Consider the following 17,804-nt stretch of genomic DNA (forward strand, 5'->3'; position numbering starts at 1 on the left):
AAGAGGATGTACCCGCACGCGGGAACATCCTCTTTTCGTTAAAACACCTTCGTCGTCCAGCTTTCGCAGTTCCAAACATCCGTCGCCACTTCATTATAAAACTCTGGTTCATGGGAGATCAGGATGATGCTACCTTTATAAGCCTTCAGCGCACGCTTAAGCTCTTCCTTCGCGTCAACGTCTAAGTGGTTCGTCGGCTCATCGAGCACGAGCAGGTTCGTCTCATGATTTATCAGCTTACATAGGCGGACCTTCGCCTTTTCGCCTCCGCTGAGCACTTCGACCTTGCTTTCAATATGCTTGGTTGTCAGTCCGCATTTTGCTAAAGCGGCACGCACTTCATGGTGTGAAAAGCCTGGGAACTCGCTCCAGATCTCTTCAATGCACGTGTTGTAATTGGCCGTTTTCACTTCCTGCTGAAAATAGCCGACTTCTTGATGCTCGCCGCGTTCAACAGATCCGCTGACTGGCTTGATCTCACCAAGTATGCTGCGCAGCAGCGTTGTTTTACCGATTCCGTTCGCTCCGACAAGCGCGATCTTCTGGCCGCGTTCCATGCGGAGGTTAAGCGGCTTTGACAACGGCTCGTCATACCCGATCACAAGATCCTTCGTTTCAAAAATCAGCTTACCGGACGTGCGGCCTTGCTTGAAATGAAACTCCGGCTTCGGCTTTTCTTTCGCCAGTTCAATCACATCCATTTTATCCAGCTTCTTCTGCCGTGACATCGCCATGTTACGCGTGGATACACGCGCCTTGTTGCGTGCTACGAAGTCTTTCAGCTGTGCCATTTCGGCCTGCTGTTTTTTATAAGCAGACTCGAGCTGGGCTTTCTTCATTTCATAAATGCCCATAAAGTTGTCATAGTCGCCGACATATCGGTTCAACTCTTGATTTTCCATATGATAGATCAAGTTAATGACACTGTTCAAGAACGGAATGTCATGCGAGATCAGAATGAACGCATTCTCGTATTCCTGTAGGTAGCGCTTCAGCCATTCGATATGAACTTCGTCTAAATAGTTTGTCGGCTCATCCAGCAAAAGGATGTCTGGCTTTTCGAGCAGAAGCTTGGCGAGGAGAACCTTCGTGCGCTGTCCGCCGCTTAGATCGTTAACATCGCGCTCAAGGCCGATATCTTCTAAACCGAGACCTCTCGCGATTTCCTCGACCTTTGCATCAATCACGTAAAAGTCATTGTTCGTTAATGTGTCTTGCAGCACACCGACATCCTCAAGCAGCTTTTCCAGCTCCTCGGGTGTCGCTTCGCCCATTTTTTCATACATCCCGTTCATTTCAGCTTCCATATCCAGCATGTATTGAAACGCGCTTTTCAGCACATCGCGAATCGTCATACCCTTTTGAAGAACAGTATGCTGATCCAAGTACCCGATGCGCGCTTTTTTCGCCCATTCCACTTTTCCTTCATCAGGCTTGAGCTTGCCTGTGATAATGTTCATGAAAGTCGATTTCCCTTCACCGTTCGCACCGATTAATCCGATGTGCTCACCCTTCAGGAGGCGAAATGAGACATTATTAAAAATAGCACGGTCGCCAAAGCCGTGGCTTAAGTTTGATACGGATAAAATACTCATCTATAGAACACCTTTTTCTGTCAGAAGTCGTTTACTGCTTCATTATAGTATTGAAAAGGAATTGACTCAACCGCAGAAACGAAAAAAGCCTTCCAATTGAAGAAGAAGGCTTCAAGAATCCGTTTAAAACGGCTTCACAGACATTAAGAAGATCATGATGACAGCTGATGCATGAAGGATATAGCTGTAGCTATCGATTTTTTTATGTATAGCATAGTAATCGGAAGACAATGCATCTCCTTCATTTCGCTCGACAGCGGCTTCTAGTTCCTTCATTTGTTTTGGGATAAGAGCAGCAACAATGACTTGGGCGGCAAGATAAATGACGAGAGAGCCGACAAACCATATTTCGGTAAATAAGGGCGTGTGAAGGAATCCCATTATCAAGCCGGTTGAGAGCAGGGTAAGACTGCCGATCTTTGGCAGAATCTCCACCTGTTTGTTTACGCGCAGAGCAAATTGAGCCTGTGAAACCGTTTTTGGAAATTTTGTAATAAATGGCATGGCAAAGCTAGCACCAAGGCCGACAACAGCAGCGATGACGTGAAGAAGTACTAGTGTTCCGTAAAGCGTCATGAACGATATCCCCCTTTAAATAATCACACACTTATGCTATTCGACTGAATGGTGGGATAGTCCTTTTATCCTATGATAAAAGGTTAGAAAAGGAAAAAAGAGGGGAACAGTCAAGTAAACCATTCAGTTAAGGAGCGATTAACATGGGACGAGCCGTTGCAATGATTATCAGCATCGTGGTCGGAGTCATCCAGGCGATCCTCGGATTGCGTCTGTTGTTCAAATTATTTGGTGCCAATGAAAACGCGCCATTTGTTCAGTTGGTCCTCTCTCTTAGTGAACCGCTGCTTTATCCGTTCCGAGCTATCTTTCCAATGATTGATATCGGCAGGTTTGAGCTCGAACTTTCTACATTAGTGGCCATCATCGTGTATGGCATTGCAGGCTATTTTCTTAGGAGATTGTTCACAGTAGGTCGCACGAGAAAAGATCGCGATGTCATCATCCGCGAAAGAGGAACGCCGAGTAAGTTTTAAAAAAGTGGAAGGAGCCCTTCTCAAGCGCGTGAAGAGAGGGCTCCTTTTTACCCAGATAGCATCGTTTACTCTTCTTCTCTGCGATTCTTGAACGCCTCTTTCGTGGCGAGTGATTCTGAATCTGTCTCATCAGATGCCTGTACAATGCGTGGCTGAAGGCTGTTATCTGGAAACTGGCCGGGATGGCCTTTTTTCTTATGTTCAAACTCTTTACCTCGTGACAATTGTGTTCACCTCTTTTCTCCCTTCATTTTTTCCTTTTGCCGGAAAAATATGTTTTCTGAAACTTTCACGCTGCTCATACGTTGGTTAAGAAAAGGGCGGTAGTAAGGAGTGATATAGAATGAAGGAAGTATACTTTAAAGACAATTTCTTTTCACGAGGGATCACAGAGATTTTCAATGAAAATCAAGATCAGATCGGATATTTAGATTTGAAGAGTGCCTTTACATCCTCAGTCGCTGTTTGTGGACTTGATCATAAAACACACATTGAAGGACGTTTCAGCGGATTTTTCAAGGGCCGCTGGATCATAACTGGACAAAACAAAGTGGAGCTTGGAAGGTTGCAGCAAAGCTTCTCTTTCACAAAGAGGAAGTTTGTATATGAAACGGCTGATCGAGGGAATTACACGATTGTATCTAAAGTGTTCTCAAAGGAATATCAAATATTAAATGAAAAAGAAGAAGAGGTTGTCTGCTTTGAAAGAGTGAGTGGTTTTTTTGAAAGCCGTGCATACAAACTTGTCAACCGGTCTGAACTTCTATCCACAGAAGAATGGACAGCCGTGGTGATGGGGGTCAACATGTTTGAGAAAATGAGCAATGACGGTGGAACAGCTGCCATGGGCGGAGCGGTCACGTAGCCATGAGGCTCAAAAAAGAACTTCACCAGCTCGCTTCCTCTTTTAATGGAAGTGCTAGTGTACAAATACAATTCACTGACTGGAGTATGGAAATCAACCCAAATAAAAAAATGAAATCGGCGAGCTTGATCAAGCTCGCCATTTTACTGGAAGGATACAGCCTAATAGAGCAGGGAGAATTAACTTCAGGCGAGATCTTGCCAATCAATCCTGAAATGATGACAGGTGGGGCGGGCATCATTTCTAGGCTGTCTGTTAGTAGACCATTCAGCGTTCAAGATATGCTTACACTGATGATCGCGGTCTCCGATAATACAGCGGCGAATGTGCTCATTGATTTGCTGGGGATGGATCGAATCAATGAGAGATGCAGACAAATCGGCTGTGTAAACACACAGTTACAGCGAAAAATGATGGATCTTTCATCACCACATGAAAATTGGATAAGCAGCAGGGACACCGTCTTACTAATGAGGAAAATATACGAGCATCCCCTCCATCAGGATATGATCCCTGTCCTTAGTGGACAGCAGTTCCGCCATAAACTGCCCGCTTTGATGAATCCACAGCTTTTCGTGGCGAACAAAACAGGGGAGCTGTCAGGCGTTGAGCATGATGCCGCCATCATCATGAAGGAAGGCGGCGAGCCCGTTTATGCGGCTGTGTTACTCACTGACTTTACTGACTCTGATGAAGCACTGCTTCTACATAGAAAAATCGGGAAACTTTTGTCTCAATATATGATGAATAATTTGTCCGGTCAGTGAATAGATTGTACAAAACTGAATACACCAACGACCAGGACACGAGCTCAAACGATAAACCCGCATTCATTCCATTGCTGTTGAATGCGGGTTATTTATGTGCTGTTGGGCTGGAGAAAGGAGGAAAGAAGAATTGTAAAACGGTAATTCATACTTGACGTATCGGAATAGTTATATTACTTTTGGTAAGCGACTACTTTTTTAAGAGGGGGAACCCAGGATGACGACTTACCTGGTCTTATTGAATCTCGCCGTGATGGCTGTACTGATCGGTGTTTTAGTGTATATGCAGCGAAAGCATGTTTCATTTTCCAAGCGTGTGTTTGCAGGTCTTGGACTTGGTATTATATTTGGATTTATTCTTCAGTACGCATACGAACCAGGCTCCGAGGTTGTAGCAAAATCTGCCGACTGGTTCTCGCTGGTAGGCGGAGGTTATGTAACATTTTTGAAAATGATCGTTATGCCGCTTGTTTTCATCTCCATTCTGTCCGCATTCACGAAATTAAAGCTTTCCAATAATATCGGTAAAATCTCTACCTGGATTATTGGACTGTTGATCGCAACGACTGCTGTAGCGGCAGCTGTCGGCATAGCATCAGCGGTAGCCTTTGACCTTGAAGCCGTACAGATCGAGCAAGGCGATGCAGAGAATGCACGAGGAGAAGAGCTGGAAGGAACGTTTGGAACCGTTAAAGACTTGACGCTTCCGCAGCAGATTTTATCCTTGCTGCCAGCGAACCCGTTCCTTGATTTCACAGGCGCACGGCCAACGTCTACCATCGCGATTGTCATTTTTGCCGCATTCCTTGGTCTCGCCTATTTAGGTGTTAAAAAGAAAAATGAAGAGCAAGCCGCAACATTTGCGGGAATCGTCGATGCATTCTACGGTGTGATCATGCGAGTGGTGACCCTGATCCTTCGCCTGACTCCATATGGTGTACTCGCGATCATGACCAAAACGGTTGCGCTGAGTGACCTAGATGCTATCACAAAGCTCGGTAAGTTCGTTATCGCTTCCTATGTGGCACTTCTCGTCATGTTTGGCATCCACTTACTCATGATCACGCTGTCAGGGCTGAACCCTGTCACCTATATGCGAAAAGCATTTCCGGTACTATCCTTTGCCTTCACATCACGAACAAGTGCAGGGGCGCTGCCGCTTAACATCCGCACGCAAAAAAGCTTAGGCGTTCCGGATGGCATCGCGAACTTCGCTGGTTCATTCGGTCTGTCGATCGGCCAGAACGGCTGCGCAGGCATCTATCCTGCGATGCTCGCCGTCATGATCGCGCCGACTGTCGGCATCGATCCATTGTCTCCTAGCTTCATCGCCACATTGATCGCCATTGTGGCACTCAGCTCTTTCGGTGTAGCAGGAGTAGGCGGAGGAGCAACGTTCGCAGCACTGCTCGTCTTGTCAGCGATGGACCTGCCAATCGCTCTTGCCGGTCTCTTGATTTCAGTTGAACCACTTATTGACATGGGCCGCACAGCGGTAAACGTCAGCGGAGCGATGACATCAGGGATCGTGACAAGCAAGCTTCAAAACGAACTCGATACCAGCGTCTACAACGACGCCGACAACCAAGTCGAAGCAAGCGCCTAAAAGCCCCAACGTTCAAGCTCGGATAGTTCGGGGTCCGGTACACGAATAGAATAATCTTTTAAATGAAGGGGTTCGGTGCCGTTGAGTACCGGACCCCTTCATTTTTGTTACTTATGTACCTTTGTCCCCGTACGAGCATACGATAAAGAGAGAAAATATTTTAGGAGTGAGTATTGGTGAGCTGCAGTAAAATTGCCCGCCATCTTCCCGCAAAGTGCGAGAATTGCGGCTGTGCAGAAGATATTTGTACAAGGAATTTGAGAAGCTATCTTGTCTGTCTAACTGGCAGACGAATTACCATCATCGTAGCAAGCAGAACGGCTCCATTTTTTGTCGGCCGTCTTGTTAAAGTGGACTGCGGAACGGTTGTGATACAAAATGAAGGACAGCTTCCTGGTCCGATCCTGATTAAAATATGCGATATTCTCGCGATAGGGCTTGGTGATTTTTTTGCTCAAACCGCTACGGCCAATCAAGATTCGTGCTTTCTGGAAACACAAAAGAAAACATGCAGGACGTGCGATTGCCCCTGCTCAGAATCGATCTGTGTGAAAGACCTAAGAGAACAGCTTCAATCCTGCGTGCAGCGTCAAGTGACAATTTTCTTCAGCAGCTTGAACTTTCAAGGGCTGCTAAAGCGTGTCGAATGTGGTGTAATTGTCTTGAACGTCACGTCCATTCCATTCGGCCCGCCCATTATCCCGATCGATTTTATCATTCCGATCTGCCAAATTTCGGTTGCGGCCCCGTTTTTAACTCAAGGGACGGCAGCAGCTGCATTAACAGGATGCGCTCAGTACCTTGTGCAGAACGAAGAACAAACGTGTCATTGTGAGTGTGTAGAGGACAGCTGCACGATTTCGTTAAGAAAAGAGCTGACTAAGTGTACAGGCAAAAGAGTCACAGTGTTCTTAAAAGAAGCGGCTAACTTAAACGGCATCATTAAAAAAGTGAACTGCGGCACCCTGCTTTTTGAATCTACAGGTGGCCCAGTCCTCATCCCGCTTTGCGTCATAACCGCAATAGCCGCACAGCAACCTGCAACTCCAGCGGCAGGAGCTCTAACAAGCTTCATCTCATCTCAACTATCACTCGCCGCTTTCTTTCCATCAACAAACGAATAACCAAATACAGAATCCCTTTTTTCAGGGATTCTTATTTTTTAGCATTTTGTTAAAATTGGTTCAGCATTTTTAAATCCTTTAAAAAAAGCTTTTGTCTAATTATTTATTGCCCGCGGAAAGCGTGCGCCTGTAATGGAGATCAACCGCTACGCAGAAATCTAAAAGCATCAATGCTTGACACTCGTATGAGTTTCAGTCCTTAACCGTTTCTTTAAATAAAAGTGTGAAGGTTATACATATAGGGTACAAGTGTAGAAAAGAGGTTATGCGAGGAGAGAAAGAGAATTGGTAAAAAACACGCTTTCACTTCCAATACATGAAGCTGTTTCCACAAATTTGAACATTTTTTGACTAAAGTGTGAAGAAGTTGTGAGCTTTCTTTGAAATTCTCGTGACACTTGTGTATACGCTGCGATTTTTATGATAACGTTTGGTACGATGTTAGCAGTTAGGTATATGTACTTAAGTAATTGCTTTTGTGATGTAATTCACAAGCGTAGGGGCATAAGTGGCTCCTAGGCTGAATAGCTGGATATAGAGAAAGGAAGGTGGACCTGGTGATGCGACGGTTGAAGCCGTTTCTTACATTAGGATTATTGACGGCCGTCTTGTTTTTGAGCGGCTGCAGCAGTGACATGGCGATCTTGGATCCAAAAGGACCAGTTGCTGCAACACAGAAAGATCTTATTTTGCTTTCTATCGGATTTATGCTGTTTATTGTAGCAGTTGTCTTTATTTTGTTTACAGTGATCGTCTATAAATATCGGGAGAAGCCAGAGAATGAAGGCTACAAGCCGCCTGAGATGGAAGGCAACTTGAAGCTTGAGATTCTGTGGACTGTGATTCCGATTATTATCGTAACGATGCTAGCAATACCAACGGTCAAGGCAATCTACACGCTGGAAGAACCGGCAAATGAGAAGAAGCCTCTCGTTGTTCACGCTACGTCTGTTGACTGGAAATGGGTGTTCACATACCCAGAAGAGAACATTGAAACGGTGAACTACTTATATATTCCGGAAGACCGCCCGGTTAAGTTTAAGCTAACATCTGCTGATTCTATGGCGGCGCTTTGGATTCCGCAGCTTGGCGGACAAGAGTACTCGATGGCTGGCATGCAGACGGAAATGTACCTGCAGGCAGATGAGCCAGGAAAATATAAAGGGCGCAACGCCAACTTTACAGGCGAAGGGTTCACACCGCAGCAGTTCATCACAACGGCTATGACGGAAGAAGACTTTGAGAAGTGGGTAAAAGAGGTGCAGCAAACGGCTCCTAAACTCACGCAAAAGCAATACGATAAGCTGATGCTTCAAGGCGAATCTGAAAAGATGACCTTCTCATCGACTCACCTGAAGTGGGTTGACCATGCGAAAGACGCCGAATATGCGATCAAAGCACGCGAGCGCCAGGGGCAAGTACCGCTAAACCCTCACAGCCGCGAAGCAAAAGAGAAACGCAAACAAATAGAAGAGGAAGCCCGGAAGCAATCAGAAGCCGAAACAGGTTCAGATCATTCCGGATCCCACTAAAGAGGGGAGGCAGCACATATGAAATGGGATGAATTTTTCGTCACCGGCGACCCGCTCATTTACGGCGCGGACGCATCGATCGCACTTACAACGATCGGTATCATTTTTGCACTAACATATTTCAAAAAGTGGGGCTGGCTCTGGAGAGAGTGGCTCACGACTGTTGACCATAAAAAACTAGGCATCATGTATATTATTGCGGCTGTCCTCATGCTTTTCCGAGGCGGTGTCGACGCACTCCTTATGCGTGCGCAGCTCACCGTCCCTGACGGAAAGTTTTTGGACGCACAGCACTATAACGAAATTTTCACAACACACGGTACGATCATGATTCTTTTCATGGCGATGCCGTTCGTTATCGGTTTAATGAACGTCGTCGTACCGCTCCAAATCGGAGCGCGTGATGTTGCGTACCCATACTTGAACGCTGTTTCATTCTGGACGTTCTTTATCGGGGCGATGCTGTTCAACATCTCGTTCGTAATCGGCGGATCACCATCAGCCGGCTGGACAAGCTACATGCCGCTTGCCGGAAATGAACTGAGCCCGGGGCCAGGTCAGAACTATTACCTGCTCGGTCTTCAGATCTCTGGTATCGGTACACTCTTAACAGGTATCAACTTCCTGGTTACGATTTTAAAAATGCGTGCGCCAGGCATGACGCTTTTCCGCATGCCAATGTTTACTTGGTCCACGCTTATCACAACAATCATCATCATCTTCGCATTCCCGATCCTTACAGTCGCGCTTGCGCTGATGACATTCGACCGCTTGTTCGGAAGCCACTTCTTTACACTGGCTGACGGCGGTATGCCGATGCTTTGGGCGAACCTTTTCTGGATTTGGGGACATCCTGAAGTGTATATCGTGGCACTTCCTGCATTCGGTATTTTCTCTGAAATTATCGCAACGTTCAGCCGTAAGCAAATCTTCGGCTATAAAGCGATGGTTCACTCTATGGGTGCGATTTCAGCACTCAGCTTCGTTGTATGGGTTCACCATTTCTTTACGATGGGTGCCGGAGCAGGCGTTAACTCGTTCTTCTCGATTACAACGATGGCGATTGCGGTTCCAACAGGTGTTAAGATTTTTAACTGGCTATTAACGATGTACAAAGGCCGCCTGCAGATGACGGTTGCGATGATGTGGTCATTAGCCTTCATCCCGAACTTTGTTATCGGCGGTGTAACAGGGGTCATGCTCGCCATGGCTGCAGCCGACTATCAATATCACAACACGTACTTCCTAGTGGCGCATTTCCACTATGTACTCATTTCAGCGACTGTGTTCGCATGTTTCGCTGGACTATATTACTGGTATCCGAAAATGTTTGCTCACAAGCTGAACGAACGTCTAGGAAGATGGGCTTTCTGGCTGTTCGTAGTCGGATTCAACCTGTGCTTCTTCCCAATGTACTTCCTAGGTCTCGACGGAATGCCTCGCCGTATTCACACATACAGCTGGGCGGACGGCTGGTTTGATCTGAACGTGCTTGCAACGATCGGCGGAGCGCTAATGGGCTTCGGGTTCATCGTTCTTGTATACAGCATCTACTACAGCTTCCGTTATGCGAAAAGAGAAACAGCGAATGACGTATGGGGATCTGGACGCACACTTGAGTGGGCGACACAGACTCCGGTTCCTTTCTATAACTTCTCTGTTGTACCTGAAGTTAAAGGATGGGATACAGTTTGGACGATGAAAGAAGAAAAGAAATCGTTCAAGCCCCGCCTTGCTGATCTGAAGAAGATTCACATGCCAAGCAACTCCGGCAAACCGTTCTTGATGGGTATTTTCTTCTTCATCGCAGGATTCGGTATGGTATTCGCCTGGTGGCCGATGGCGATCATCGGCGGTATCGGGATCGTGGCATTCTTGATTGCCCGATCGTTCGACTATGACGATGGATTTTATGTATCTGTTGAAGAAATAAAAGAAACAGAAAAGATTACGGAATAAGGAGGCGTGGAAAATGGGTGCTCATAATACTACAATCGATCCAAACACGCCGATGGAATACCAGACGGAAACAGGACGCTTAAACATCTTAGGCTTCTGGATTTTCTTAGGGGCGGAAATCGCGCTTTTCGCGACGCTTTTCGCCACCTATCTAGTCCTGTTCAGCCGTACAGCAGGAGGCCCGACACCGGGTGAACTGTTTGAAATTAAAGGCGTGATGCTTCAAACGTTCTTGCTCTTAACATCAAGCTTTACATGCGGCATCGCGATTCATGAGATGCGCCGACATAACCTTAAGGGCCTTTACACATGGATGATCATTACCTTGGCGCTTGGCCTTGGATTCCTCGGCCTTGAGATATATGAGTTCGTTCACTATGTGCATGAAGGCGCGACGATGCAGACCTCTGCATTCTGGTCTGCTTTCTTCGTACTTGTCGGCACACACGGTGCCCACGTTACACTTGGTATCGGATGGGTTATCCTCATTCTGATTCAGCTGAAAATGCGAGGATTGAATCCAGCAACATCGAAAAAAGTATTTATCGTCAGCTTGTACTGGCACTTCCTCGATGTTGTGTGGATCTTCGTTTTCACAGCTGTATACCTTTACGGCATGATGGAGCCATCAATGGGAGGAGGCATGCACCATGGCTAATCCGAATAAACGTTTTCCAATGAGCCACGTGATTGGTTTAGTACTCTCGATTGTGATGACACTGGCAGCTGCTTGGGCAGCCCTTGAGTCAGATCTTTCACGTACCGTGGTCCTCGTTATCATTGTGGTTCTTGCCATCCTTCAAGCCATGCTCCAGCTTTTCATGTTCATGCATATGACGGAAAGCGAGAACGGTGTATGGCAGACGCTTAATATAGCTTATGCATTCTTTATCGCTATAACCGTCGTTGCTGGATCCGTCTGGGTCATGTACTTCGGCATTCACGGTTATCACTAATGAGAAAAGCCGCTGCAAAAGTGAACGTTCACTTTTGCAGCGGCTTTTTATTATTTGTGTGATTAGTGGTTGGCGTGCATTTTGTTAAAAGTGGCGCGAGAGTACAGGTGTTGTTTAAGAACCCGCTCGCAAGTGAAGCCAAGCGGCGCGCAATAGCTTAACGGCGCGAATGAGAAGTCGATCGGCGCGCAAATCTATGGAACCGCTCGCAATTTTTTATTATAGCGCGCATATCAAAAAATTGGCGCGGAAGGAGTTGGATAGGCCAACGTTAATAGTTCAAAACTGACGTTGCCTTCATCCGGCACGAATGAATAAAAAATACGCTCGTATCTTGTCAGGAATAGCGCGGAATCGTCTTAAAAGGCTGTCAAACGGCGCGCATTTTTTAGGTAAAAGGCAATCGTCTTTCAAAATATTAAAGTGATGGCATGTTGCTCGGCATAGCCGCTTTCTTCGTATTGTTGACGTTCCAGGCGAGCATCGTCACACTGTCTGTTCCTTTATTGTACTGCACATCCTCGAGCAGCGACTGTACAGCTTCATCGTTTTTCCTATCCTGAAAACGTTTATAGATAATATTGTGATCTGTAAAGGGTTCATTCGGGCATTCCACGAGTCCATCTGTTGTCAGTAAGATCAAATTGTTTCCTTGCCTCAATTCACGACGTCCTGTCGAATAGCACGGAACTTCCTGATCAAACGTGTTCACTTGGCCGATCCATTCATAAAAATTACGTGTGTTCAATTGCTGCTGACCGAGCGATTTCAGCTCATCAGCAAACAAAAAAATAAGGTTATCTCCGACTGAAAACCACCATAAATAATTACTTTTACGAACAGCGATCAAACAGGCCGTCTCGCCTTTAATTTGAGAGCATTTCTCTTTAAATGCAGGAGATTGAAAGATCGATACGATTCTTTCTTCAAGCATGGGTAGGCAGGACTGCGCCGGCTGATTTAACAGCACATGAAGTGATTCCCGTTCCTTTTCCAGGGCATCCAAGACGATTTCTGCACTTTGCGCTGTATTGTGCGCATCTAAGATCATAGTGAATTCCCATTCATACTCTTTATTGCACCACACTAAGCAGCCGTCTTCGTTCTTTTTAGCTCCCGCAGCTGTATGGCCGCCATATCGACCTATCGTGACACAGCCAGCTTTCGTCACTGCCGGAGAATCAAGCAAAGTCTCTTCACTGCCGACCCAGCTGAAAGAAGTTCGCAGCAACTCCATTCTTTCACCCCATCTTTTCAATTTTTTACAAGTATATCTTAAGTAATCGATTTGTGAAAGATGAAGTTATGTCATAATTTGAATTAGAAGGGAGTTGATTTTATTGCTTCATCATATTGAACTATATGTATCGGATTTGAAGAAGACAAGAGCGTTCTGGAGCTGGCTGCTGCAGGAGCTGAAGTACGAGCTGTATCAGGAATGGGAGATGGGCTTCAGCTACAAGCGGGACCACTTTTATATCGTGTTTGTTCAGACAGAGGACAGGTTTATGGATGTACCTTATCACCGGTGCAGGGTGGGGCTTAATCATCTAGCTTTTCATGCAGAATCGAAAGAGCACGTGGAGCATTTGACGATGATGCTAGAAGAGAAGGGAACAGGAATCTTATACCGTGACCGTCACCCTTACGCGGGCGGTGAAGGGTACTACGCGCTATTTTTTGAAGATCCTGACCGGATCAAGGTAGAAATAACGGCTCCTCCAGAGCAAATAAAAACTCCCTGAAAATCAGGGAGTGGGATATTAATCAATAATCGAATCCTTTTCGAGCTTTTTCTTTTTAAAGTACGGCCCTGCAAAAATCAAGACTGCCGCAATGTGAGCAAAAATAACGTTTGCGACGAAGATGCTGATAAACATCGTGTGCATCATCGGGCTTAAGTCAGCATTTGTCATATGAAGGATAGCGTAAAGCCAAATTACCGCAATAAATGGCATCTGCATGATCGCCATTTTCTTGCTTTCCGTCCAAAGAAACAATGGTGTAGCCGTCGCAATGAATAAGTAAAGTACAAATACGTCCATGGTGAGTCAACCCCTCTCTGTAATGGTACCGCTTACAAATTTGACGATTTATCGTCTTATTTGTGAACATTCTGTTACAACTAGTATACCACAAGAATTTTATATTGACACATGGTTTTGTGAAAAAAGGACAAATCTTTCAAGTAATAGGAAAAACCCCCTTTCCTTGAATTCGTGAAAGGGGGAGTAACATCTCGTCAAAAATAAAAACAACGCACACATGACGTGCGCGCTGCTCGTTAAAGGGGATAAATCCAAAACCGCTCTTTCTTCGCCCATTCGTACATGGCGGGATCTTGTTCAATGGCTTTAATCAGCCAGTCTGTCTGAGATTTATGTGCTTTAATGCAATCCATCTTGCGTTCGAAAACATCTGCCACATCATTCACAATATGAGGCTTGCCAATCCCTTCTTCTGTATCCCGTGCGAACGCGACACAGTGAAGTTCCGGCCTATCATTCTCCGGCAGAAGGCGCATAGCATGCACAACCGCCTCTGCCGTCGCCTCGTGATCAGGATGTACACTGTAACCTGGGTAAAAGGTGATGACACGGGTGGGTTCCACCTCGGCGATCACTTCTAAAAGACGTGCGGCAATGAGATTGCGGTCCTCAAATTCAACGGTTTTATCACGGTATCCGAACTTTCTTAGGTCTGTGATTCCGATCGCTTTACATGCCGCTTCCAGCTCGGTACGACGAATTTCAGGCAGTGATTCGCGAGTCGTAAAAGGTGGTATGCCCATGTTCCGGCCCATTTCGCCGAGTGTCAGGCAAACATAGGTGACACTGACTCCTCTGGCAGTCAGCTGAGCGATCGTACCGGCTACTCCAAAGGCCTCATCGTCTGGATGCGGAAAGATTACTAATACATGTTCCTTCATCATTGTGCCTCCTTATTCAAACGGATGGCGGCTGATCTGAAGCGCCACAGCCAGCTTGCCTTCCGCATCATGTCCGGCAAGCAGCAAACGCCCGCTGCTGTCCAGCTCCCAATGTGTGAGCCCTTCTGCGTATATCCATCCAAGCTCTATTTTAAGGCCAACCCGGTATGGGCCTGTGCCTGTTATCTTGCCAGAATCAAAGTTCACCCTGCCGTTGCGTATATAGGCGTTGACGGTCAATACTTTTTCATTATTATGGTTGGCATATGCGCCGTTCGTCGTTTCAAGGTGAAGGTAAACATCCTCGCCGAAAAACTGTTCGATAACCGGCTGCACTAGCTCCAGCGTAATCGGCTGCATGCAGTCCACTCCCTCTTTATCTCATTACTATTATTATAAGGGAAAAGCCTTCAAATCCCTATCAATCTGCTTTCCATATCATATTGGGTGGCATTCACTTGGGTGAAAAAAAACCTGAAGAAGCTCAAAATGAGAATGCTTCTTCAGGCAGATTTCATGAATATTATTTACCGCTGCGGTACGCACCGTGCCATGTCGGACCGACATATTCATTAAGCGGAAAGGATTCTTTAATCGCAGCCGTCACAAATTCTTTCGCAGTATAGATGGCGTCTTTCGGGTGTGCGCCTTTCGCAAGCTCTGCAGCAATAGCAGCAGAGAACGTGCAGCCTGCGCCGTGCGTATAGCTTGTGTCAATGCGATCCCCTTCTAGGATCTCAAAGTTTTCCCCATCATAAAGCAGATCAATGGCTTTTTCGTGCTCAAACTTTCCTCCAGCGGTAATGACAACGAACTGTGCACCGTTCTGCTGAATTTTTTGAGCCGCTTCTTTCATTTGATCGATGGTTGTAATAGGCTCCATGCCCGCAAGCTGTGCAGCCTCAAATAGATTTGGTGTGACCACTGTCGCTTTTGGAACGAGAACGTTCTGCAAGGTGTCAGCCAGTTCTGGGTGAAGCGGCTCTGCGCCTTTGCACACCATGACAGGGTCAATCACGACATTCTTTAAATCGTGCTTGTCAATCGCTTCTGCTGTTGCTTTGATCACTTCAACCGAAGCCAGCATTCCTGTTTTCAATGCATCTGCCCCAATTCCTGTTATCGTTGTTTCGAGCTGAGCTTTAAACAAATCGATAGGAAGAAGGAACACCTCATGAAACCATTCGCGGTGAGGGTCTTGAGCCACGACAACATTGAGGGCTGTCATGCCGTAGACACCTAGCTCCTGAAACGTTTTTAAATCGGCTTGAATGCCTGCGCCTCCGCTCGTGTCGGATCCTGCAATCGTTAATGCTTTATATTTTGACATAATAAAAAGCTCCTTTTCTACTTGAAATAATGTCTGTTATACCGATTATAACAAAAACAGGAGAAAAATGAGTATGAGTAGAAGTGAAAGGGTAATAGAGAGTACGGAGAGGATGAGCGCCATGGATTTATTTTTTCATATGGCAGAACAGAAGATAAAAGAGGCAGAACGTAAAGGCGTGTTTGACGATCTTCCTGGTAAAGGGAAACCTTTAAAGCTCGAAGATGATTCTTCTGTGCCAGCAGAGCTAAGGGCGTCTTATAAGGTTCTGAAGAATGCAGGCATGGTGCCGGCAGAAGTGCAGCTGAAAAAGGAAGTGCTGAAGATTGAAGATCTGCTTCAATGCTGCACGGCGATGGACGAGCAGGAACGTCTGAAAAAACAGTTAAATGAAAAAACATTGCGTTTCCAAGAGCTGATGGAACGGAGAAAAATCAGCCAGTCACTCTGGTCTCGCTATGGGACACAAATTAACAGAAAGTTTTGATAGGACAAAAGACTCAATTCTTAGTTGACGAACGGTGTTAGCACTGATAGAATTCTCTTCATATTGTTTTTTTGATATAAAATGGACCTTGTATAAATCCGGGAATATGGCTCGGAAGTTTCTACCAAGCTGCCGTAAAAAGCTTGACTACAAGATTAGATAGGCAGACTCTGCTGCTGTTCTTTTTTTGTATGATAAGCGTTAGTTCTGGCCAACTTGCCAGGCTAAGGCTTTTTCTTGTTTTTAAGGTCCTGTTTAAACAGGAGGAATACTATATGAAGAAATACTTTCAATTCGCTGAGAGAGGCGCAACGTATCGCAAGGAAACACTTGCAGGAATTACAACGTTTCTCTCGATGGCGTATATTCTAGTCGTCAACCCCATCGTGCTGAGTGAGGCTGGCATGGATAAGGGCGCCGTGTTCACCGCCACAACCGTCACGGCCATACTCGGTACGTTGCTGATGGGGCTGCTGGCCAATTATCCAATCGGCATTGCATCAAGCATGGGTCTCAACTCGTTCTTCACCTACTCGGTAGTGATCGGGATGGGCATACCGTGGCAGACCGCGCTTACAGGCGTCCTCGTCTCGGCTGTCTTGTTCGTCATTCTCAGTCTCTTAAAGATTCGAGAAAAAATCATAAACACCATTCCGTCTGATCTAAAATATGCGATTGCAAGCGGGATAGGATTTTTTGTAGCCTTTATCGGGCTTAAAAATGCTGGCATCATCGCTGGCAATGAAGCTACGTTCGTATCATTGGGTAGCTTAACCGATCCGCCTGTTGTGCTTGCATTATTCACGTTTATCATAACAGCTGTGATGCTCGTAAAAGGAGTAAGAGGAGCCATTTTTTACGGCATGGTTATCGGAACCGCTACGGGTATGCTCACAGGACTTATCGATAAGCCGGCGAGTGTGATCGGTTCTGTCCCGAGCCTTGAACCAACATTTGGCGCAGCATTTGAAAACATGGACAAAGTGCTCACTCCCGATCTGCTTGCCGTCATCTTTACATTCTTGTTTGTCGGTTTTTTTGATACCGCTGGTACGCTGATTGCCGTAGCGAGCCAAGCCGGCTTAATGAAAAACAATGAGATACCGAACGCAGGAAGAGCGCTGCTGGCTGATTCCTCTGCTTCTGTGATCGGTTCTGTTCTTGGAACAACGACAACAGCATCGTTTATTGAGTCCTCAGCAGGCATTGCCGCAGGCGGTCGAACAGGCTTTTCATCTGTCGTTATTTCCGCCTTGTTCACACTTTCCTTGTTCTTTTCGCCATTGTTGTCGGTCGTCACGGCAGAGGTGACGGCTCCTGCCATCATTATAGTAGGTGCCCTGATGGCAAGTGAGATTCGGCACGTGAACTGGTCGAGAATCGAGATTGTAATACCGGCGTTCGTCACCATCATTATGATGCCGCTCACGTTCAGTGTTGCGACAGGAATTGCATTAGGATTTATCCTTTACCCAGTCACCATGGCTGCATTGAAAAAGCATAAAGACGTTCATCCAATCATGTATGTACTCGGCGCAATATTTATCTTGTACTTCGTTTACATTTCATAACAAAGAAAGCCTGCACAAAGCCTTCGCTTTG

20 protein-coding genes and 1 riboswitch are annotated in these 17,804 nt (G+C 46.1%); of the genes, 12 read left to right on the forward strand and 8 right to left on the reverse strand.

Going from position 1 to position 17,804, the window contains the following annotated elements:
- Positions 1-38: 38 nt before the first annotated feature.
- Both ACFQPF_RS18020 and ACFQPF_RS18025 read right to left on the reverse strand, forming a co-directional pair.
- Positions 39-1,595: an ABC-F family ATP-binding cassette domain-containing protein gene (locus ACFQPF_RS18020; protein ID WP_379751576.1), complete on the reverse strand. Its 1,557-nt coding sequence runs from the start codon at positions 1,593-1,595 to the stop codon at positions 39-41.
- Between the two features lie 123 nt (positions 1,596-1,718).
- Positions 1,719-2,171, reverse strand: coding sequence for a DUF2269 family protein (locus tag ACFQPF_RS18025; RefSeq protein WP_379751578.1), 453 nt, complete (start codon positions 2,169-2,171; stop codon positions 1,719-1,721).
- A 143-nt stretch (positions 2,172-2,314) separates the two neighbouring features.
- Between ACFQPF_RS18025 and ACFQPF_RS18030 the strand changes: the two genes are divergently transcribed.
- Positions 2,315-2,647 carry a YggT family protein gene (locus tag ACFQPF_RS18030; RefSeq protein WP_379751580.1) on the forward strand — a complete coding sequence of 111 codons (333 nt, stop codon included), beginning with the start codon at positions 2,315-2,317 and terminating at the stop codon, positions 2,645-2,647.
- 65 nt (positions 2,648-2,712) lie between these two features.
- On the opposite strand, the gene ACFQPF_RS18035 is transcribed toward ACFQPF_RS18030, so the two are convergent.
- Positions 2,713-2,871: a hypothetical protein gene (locus tag ACFQPF_RS18035; RefSeq protein ID WP_379751582.1), complete on the reverse strand. Its 159-nt coding sequence runs from the start codon at positions 2,869-2,871 to the stop codon at positions 2,713-2,715.
- A 119-nt stretch (positions 2,872-2,990) separates the two neighbouring features.
- Here ACFQPF_RS18035 and ACFQPF_RS18040 point away from each other — a divergent pair, with 119 nt between their 5' ends.
- From ACFQPF_RS18040 to qoxD, 8 genes are all read left to right on the forward strand, one after another.
- Positions 2,991-3,512, forward strand: a complete 522-nt coding sequence (locus tag ACFQPF_RS18040; protein ID WP_379751584.1) for a hypothetical protein — start codon at positions 2,991-2,993, stop codon at positions 3,510-3,512.
- A 2-nt stretch (positions 3,513-3,514) separates the two neighbouring features.
- Positions 3,515-4,279 (forward strand): serine hydrolase, encoded by a 765-nt coding sequence (locus ACFQPF_RS18045; protein ID WP_379751586.1) that lies wholly within the window; start codon positions 3,515-3,517, stop codon positions 4,277-4,279.
- Between the two features lie 217 nt (positions 4,280-4,496).
- Complete coding sequence (locus tag ACFQPF_RS18050; protein ID WP_379751588.1) at positions 4,497-5,885, forward strand: L-cystine transporter; 1,389 nt, start codon at positions 4,497-4,499, stop codon at positions 5,883-5,885.
- A 176-nt stretch (positions 5,886-6,061) separates the two neighbouring features.
- Complete coding sequence (locus ACFQPF_RS18055) at positions 6,062-7,009, forward strand: hypothetical protein (RefSeq protein WP_379751590.1); 948 nt, start codon at positions 6,062-6,064, stop codon at positions 7,007-7,009.
- A 560-nt stretch (positions 7,010-7,569) separates the two neighbouring features.
- A complete protein-coding gene (qoxA, locus tag ACFQPF_RS18060; RefSeq protein ID WP_379751592.1) occupies positions 7,570-8,541 on the forward strand; it encodes a cytochrome aa3 quinol oxidase subunit II in 972 nt (323 codons plus the stop codon).
- 18 nt (positions 8,542-8,559) lie between these two features.
- Complete coding sequence (gene qoxB / locus ACFQPF_RS18065; RefSeq protein ID WP_379751594.1) at positions 8,560-10,500, forward strand: cytochrome aa3 quinol oxidase subunit I; 1,941 nt, start codon at positions 8,560-8,562, stop codon at positions 10,498-10,500.
- Between the two features lie 13 nt (positions 10,501-10,513).
- Positions 10,514-11,158, forward strand: coding sequence for a cytochrome aa3 quinol oxidase subunit III (qoxC, locus tag ACFQPF_RS18070; protein WP_379751596.1), 645 nt, complete (start codon positions 10,514-10,516; stop codon positions 11,156-11,158).
- Positions 11,151-11,456, forward strand: a complete 306-nt coding sequence (gene qoxD / locus ACFQPF_RS18075) for a cytochrome aa3 quinol oxidase subunit IV (protein ID WP_379751598.1) — start codon at positions 11,151-11,153, stop codon at positions 11,454-11,456. The genes qoxC and qoxD overlap by 8 nt, the downstream gene beginning before the upstream one ends.
- 418 nt (positions 11,457-11,874) lie before the next feature.
- Here qoxD and ACFQPF_RS18080 read toward each other — a convergent pair whose 3' ends face one another.
- Entirely contained in the window at positions 11,875-12,693 is an 819-nt protein-coding gene (locus ACFQPF_RS18080) for a PP2C family serine/threonine-protein phosphatase (RefSeq protein ID WP_379751601.1), read from the reverse strand.
- Between the two features lie 103 nt (positions 12,694-12,796).
- Here ACFQPF_RS18080 and ACFQPF_RS18085 point away from each other — a divergent pair, with 103 nt between their 5' ends.
- Positions 12,797-13,201, forward strand: coding sequence for a VOC family protein (locus ACFQPF_RS18085; RefSeq protein WP_379751604.1), 405 nt, complete (start codon positions 12,797-12,799; stop codon positions 13,199-13,201).
- A gap of 18 nt (positions 13,202-13,219) precedes the next feature.
- Here ACFQPF_RS18085 and ACFQPF_RS18090 read toward each other — a convergent pair whose 3' ends face one another.
- From ACFQPF_RS18090 to pdxK, 4 genes are all read right to left on the reverse strand, one after another.
- Entirely contained in the window at positions 13,220-13,501 is a 282-nt protein-coding gene (locus ACFQPF_RS18090) for a spore morphogenesis/germination protein YwcE (protein WP_379751606.1), read from the reverse strand.
- A gap of 239 nt (positions 13,502-13,740) precedes the next feature.
- On the reverse strand, positions 13,741-14,388 hold the full coding sequence (gene bshB2 / locus ACFQPF_RS18095) for a bacillithiol biosynthesis deacetylase BshB2 (protein WP_379751608.1): 648 nt from the start codon (positions 14,386-14,388) through the stop codon (positions 13,741-13,743).
- Between the two features lie 9 nt (positions 14,389-14,397).
- Positions 14,398-14,745, reverse strand: a complete 348-nt coding sequence (locus tag ACFQPF_RS18100) for a YojF family protein (protein WP_379751610.1) — start codon at positions 14,743-14,745, stop codon at positions 14,398-14,400.
- Between the two features lie 163 nt (positions 14,746-14,908).
- A complete protein-coding gene (gene pdxK / locus ACFQPF_RS18105) occupies positions 14,909-15,715 on the reverse strand; it encodes a pyridoxine/pyridoxal/pyridoxamine kinase (protein ID WP_379751612.1) in 807 nt (268 codons plus the stop codon).
- 121 nt (positions 15,716-15,836) lie between these two features.
- On the opposite strand from pdxK, the gene ACFQPF_RS18110 reads away from it, so the two are divergent.
- Together ACFQPF_RS18110 and ACFQPF_RS18115 are read left to right on the forward strand one after the other, a co-directional pair.
- Positions 15,837-16,202, forward strand: a complete 366-nt coding sequence (locus ACFQPF_RS18110) for a DnaJ family domain-containing protein (RefSeq protein ID WP_379751615.1) — start codon at positions 15,837-15,839, stop codon at positions 16,200-16,202.
- Positions 16,203-16,270: 68 nt separating this feature from the next.
- A riboswitch (purine riboswitch) is annotated at positions 16,271-16,372 on the forward strand.
- Between the two features lie 105 nt (positions 16,373-16,477).
- A complete protein-coding gene (locus ACFQPF_RS18115) occupies positions 16,478-17,773 on the forward strand; it encodes an NCS2 family permease (protein WP_379751617.1) in 1,296 nt (431 codons plus the stop codon).
- The last annotated feature ends 31 nt before the right edge of the window (positions 17,774-17,804 follow it).

Origin of the sequence: Fictibacillus iocasae, assembly GCF_042665465.1 — a bacterium.
Lineage (GTDB): Bacteria > Bacillota > Bacilli > Bacillales > Fictibacillaceae > Fictibacillus > Fictibacillus iocasae.

Coding starts and splice junctions, on each gene's coding strand:
- ACFQPF_RS18020 (WP_379751576.1), bottom strand. CDS start 1,595: ATGAGTATTTTATCCGTATCAAACTTAAGCCACGGCTTTGGCGACCGT.
- ACFQPF_RS18025 (WP_379751578.1), bottom strand. CDS start 2,171: ATGACGCTTTACGGAACACTAGTACTTCTTCACGTCATCGCTGCTGTT.
- ACFQPF_RS18030 (WP_379751580.1), top strand. CDS start 2,315: ATGGGACGAGCCGTTGCAATGATTATCAGCATCGTGGTCGGAGTCATC.
- ACFQPF_RS18040 (WP_379751584.1), top strand. CDS start 2,991: ATGAAGGAAGTATACTTTAAAGACAATTTCTTTTCACGAGGGATCACA.
- ACFQPF_RS18045 (WP_379751586.1), top strand. CDS start 3,515: ATGAGGCTCAAAAAAGAACTTCACCAGCTCGCTTCCTCTTTTAATGGA.
- ACFQPF_RS18050 (WP_379751588.1), top strand. CDS start 4,497: ATGACGACTTACCTGGTCTTATTGAATCTCGCCGTGATGGCTGTACTG.
- qoxA (WP_379751592.1), top strand. CDS start 7,570: ATGCGACGGTTGAAGCCGTTTCTTACATTAGGATTATTGACGGCCGTC.
- qoxB (WP_379751594.1), top strand. CDS start 8,560: ATGAAATGGGATGAATTTTTCGTCACCGGCGACCCGCTCATTTACGGC.
- qoxC (WP_379751596.1), top strand. CDS start 10,514: ATGGGTGCTCATAATACTACAATCGATCCAAACACGCCGATGGAATAC.
- qoxD (WP_379751598.1), top strand. CDS start 11,151: ATGGCTAATCCGAATAAACGTTTTCCAATGAGCCACGTGATTGGTTTA.
- ACFQPF_RS18080 (WP_379751601.1), bottom strand. CDS start 12,693: ATGGAGTTGCTGCGAACTTCTTTCAGCTGGGTCGGCAGTGAAGAGACT.
- ACFQPF_RS18090 (WP_379751606.1), bottom strand. CDS start 13,501: ATGGACGTATTTGTACTTTACTTATTCATTGCGACGGCTACACCATTG.
- bshB2 (WP_379751608.1), bottom strand. CDS start 14,388: ATGATGAAGGAACATGTATTAGTAATCTTTCCGCATCCAGACGATGAG.
- ACFQPF_RS18100 (WP_379751610.1), bottom strand. CDS start 14,745: ATGCAGCCGATTACGCTGGAGCTAGTGCAGCCGGTTATCGAACAGTTT.
- pdxK (WP_379751612.1), bottom strand. CDS start 15,715: ATGTCAAAATATAAAGCATTAACGATTGCAGGATCCGACACGAGCGGA.
- ACFQPF_RS18110 (WP_379751615.1), top strand. CDS start 15,837: ATGGATTTATTTTTTCATATGGCAGAACAGAAGATAAAAGAGGCAGAA.
- ACFQPF_RS18115 (WP_379751617.1), top strand. CDS start 16,478: ATGAAGAAATACTTTCAATTCGCTGAGAGAGGCGCAACGTATCGCAAG.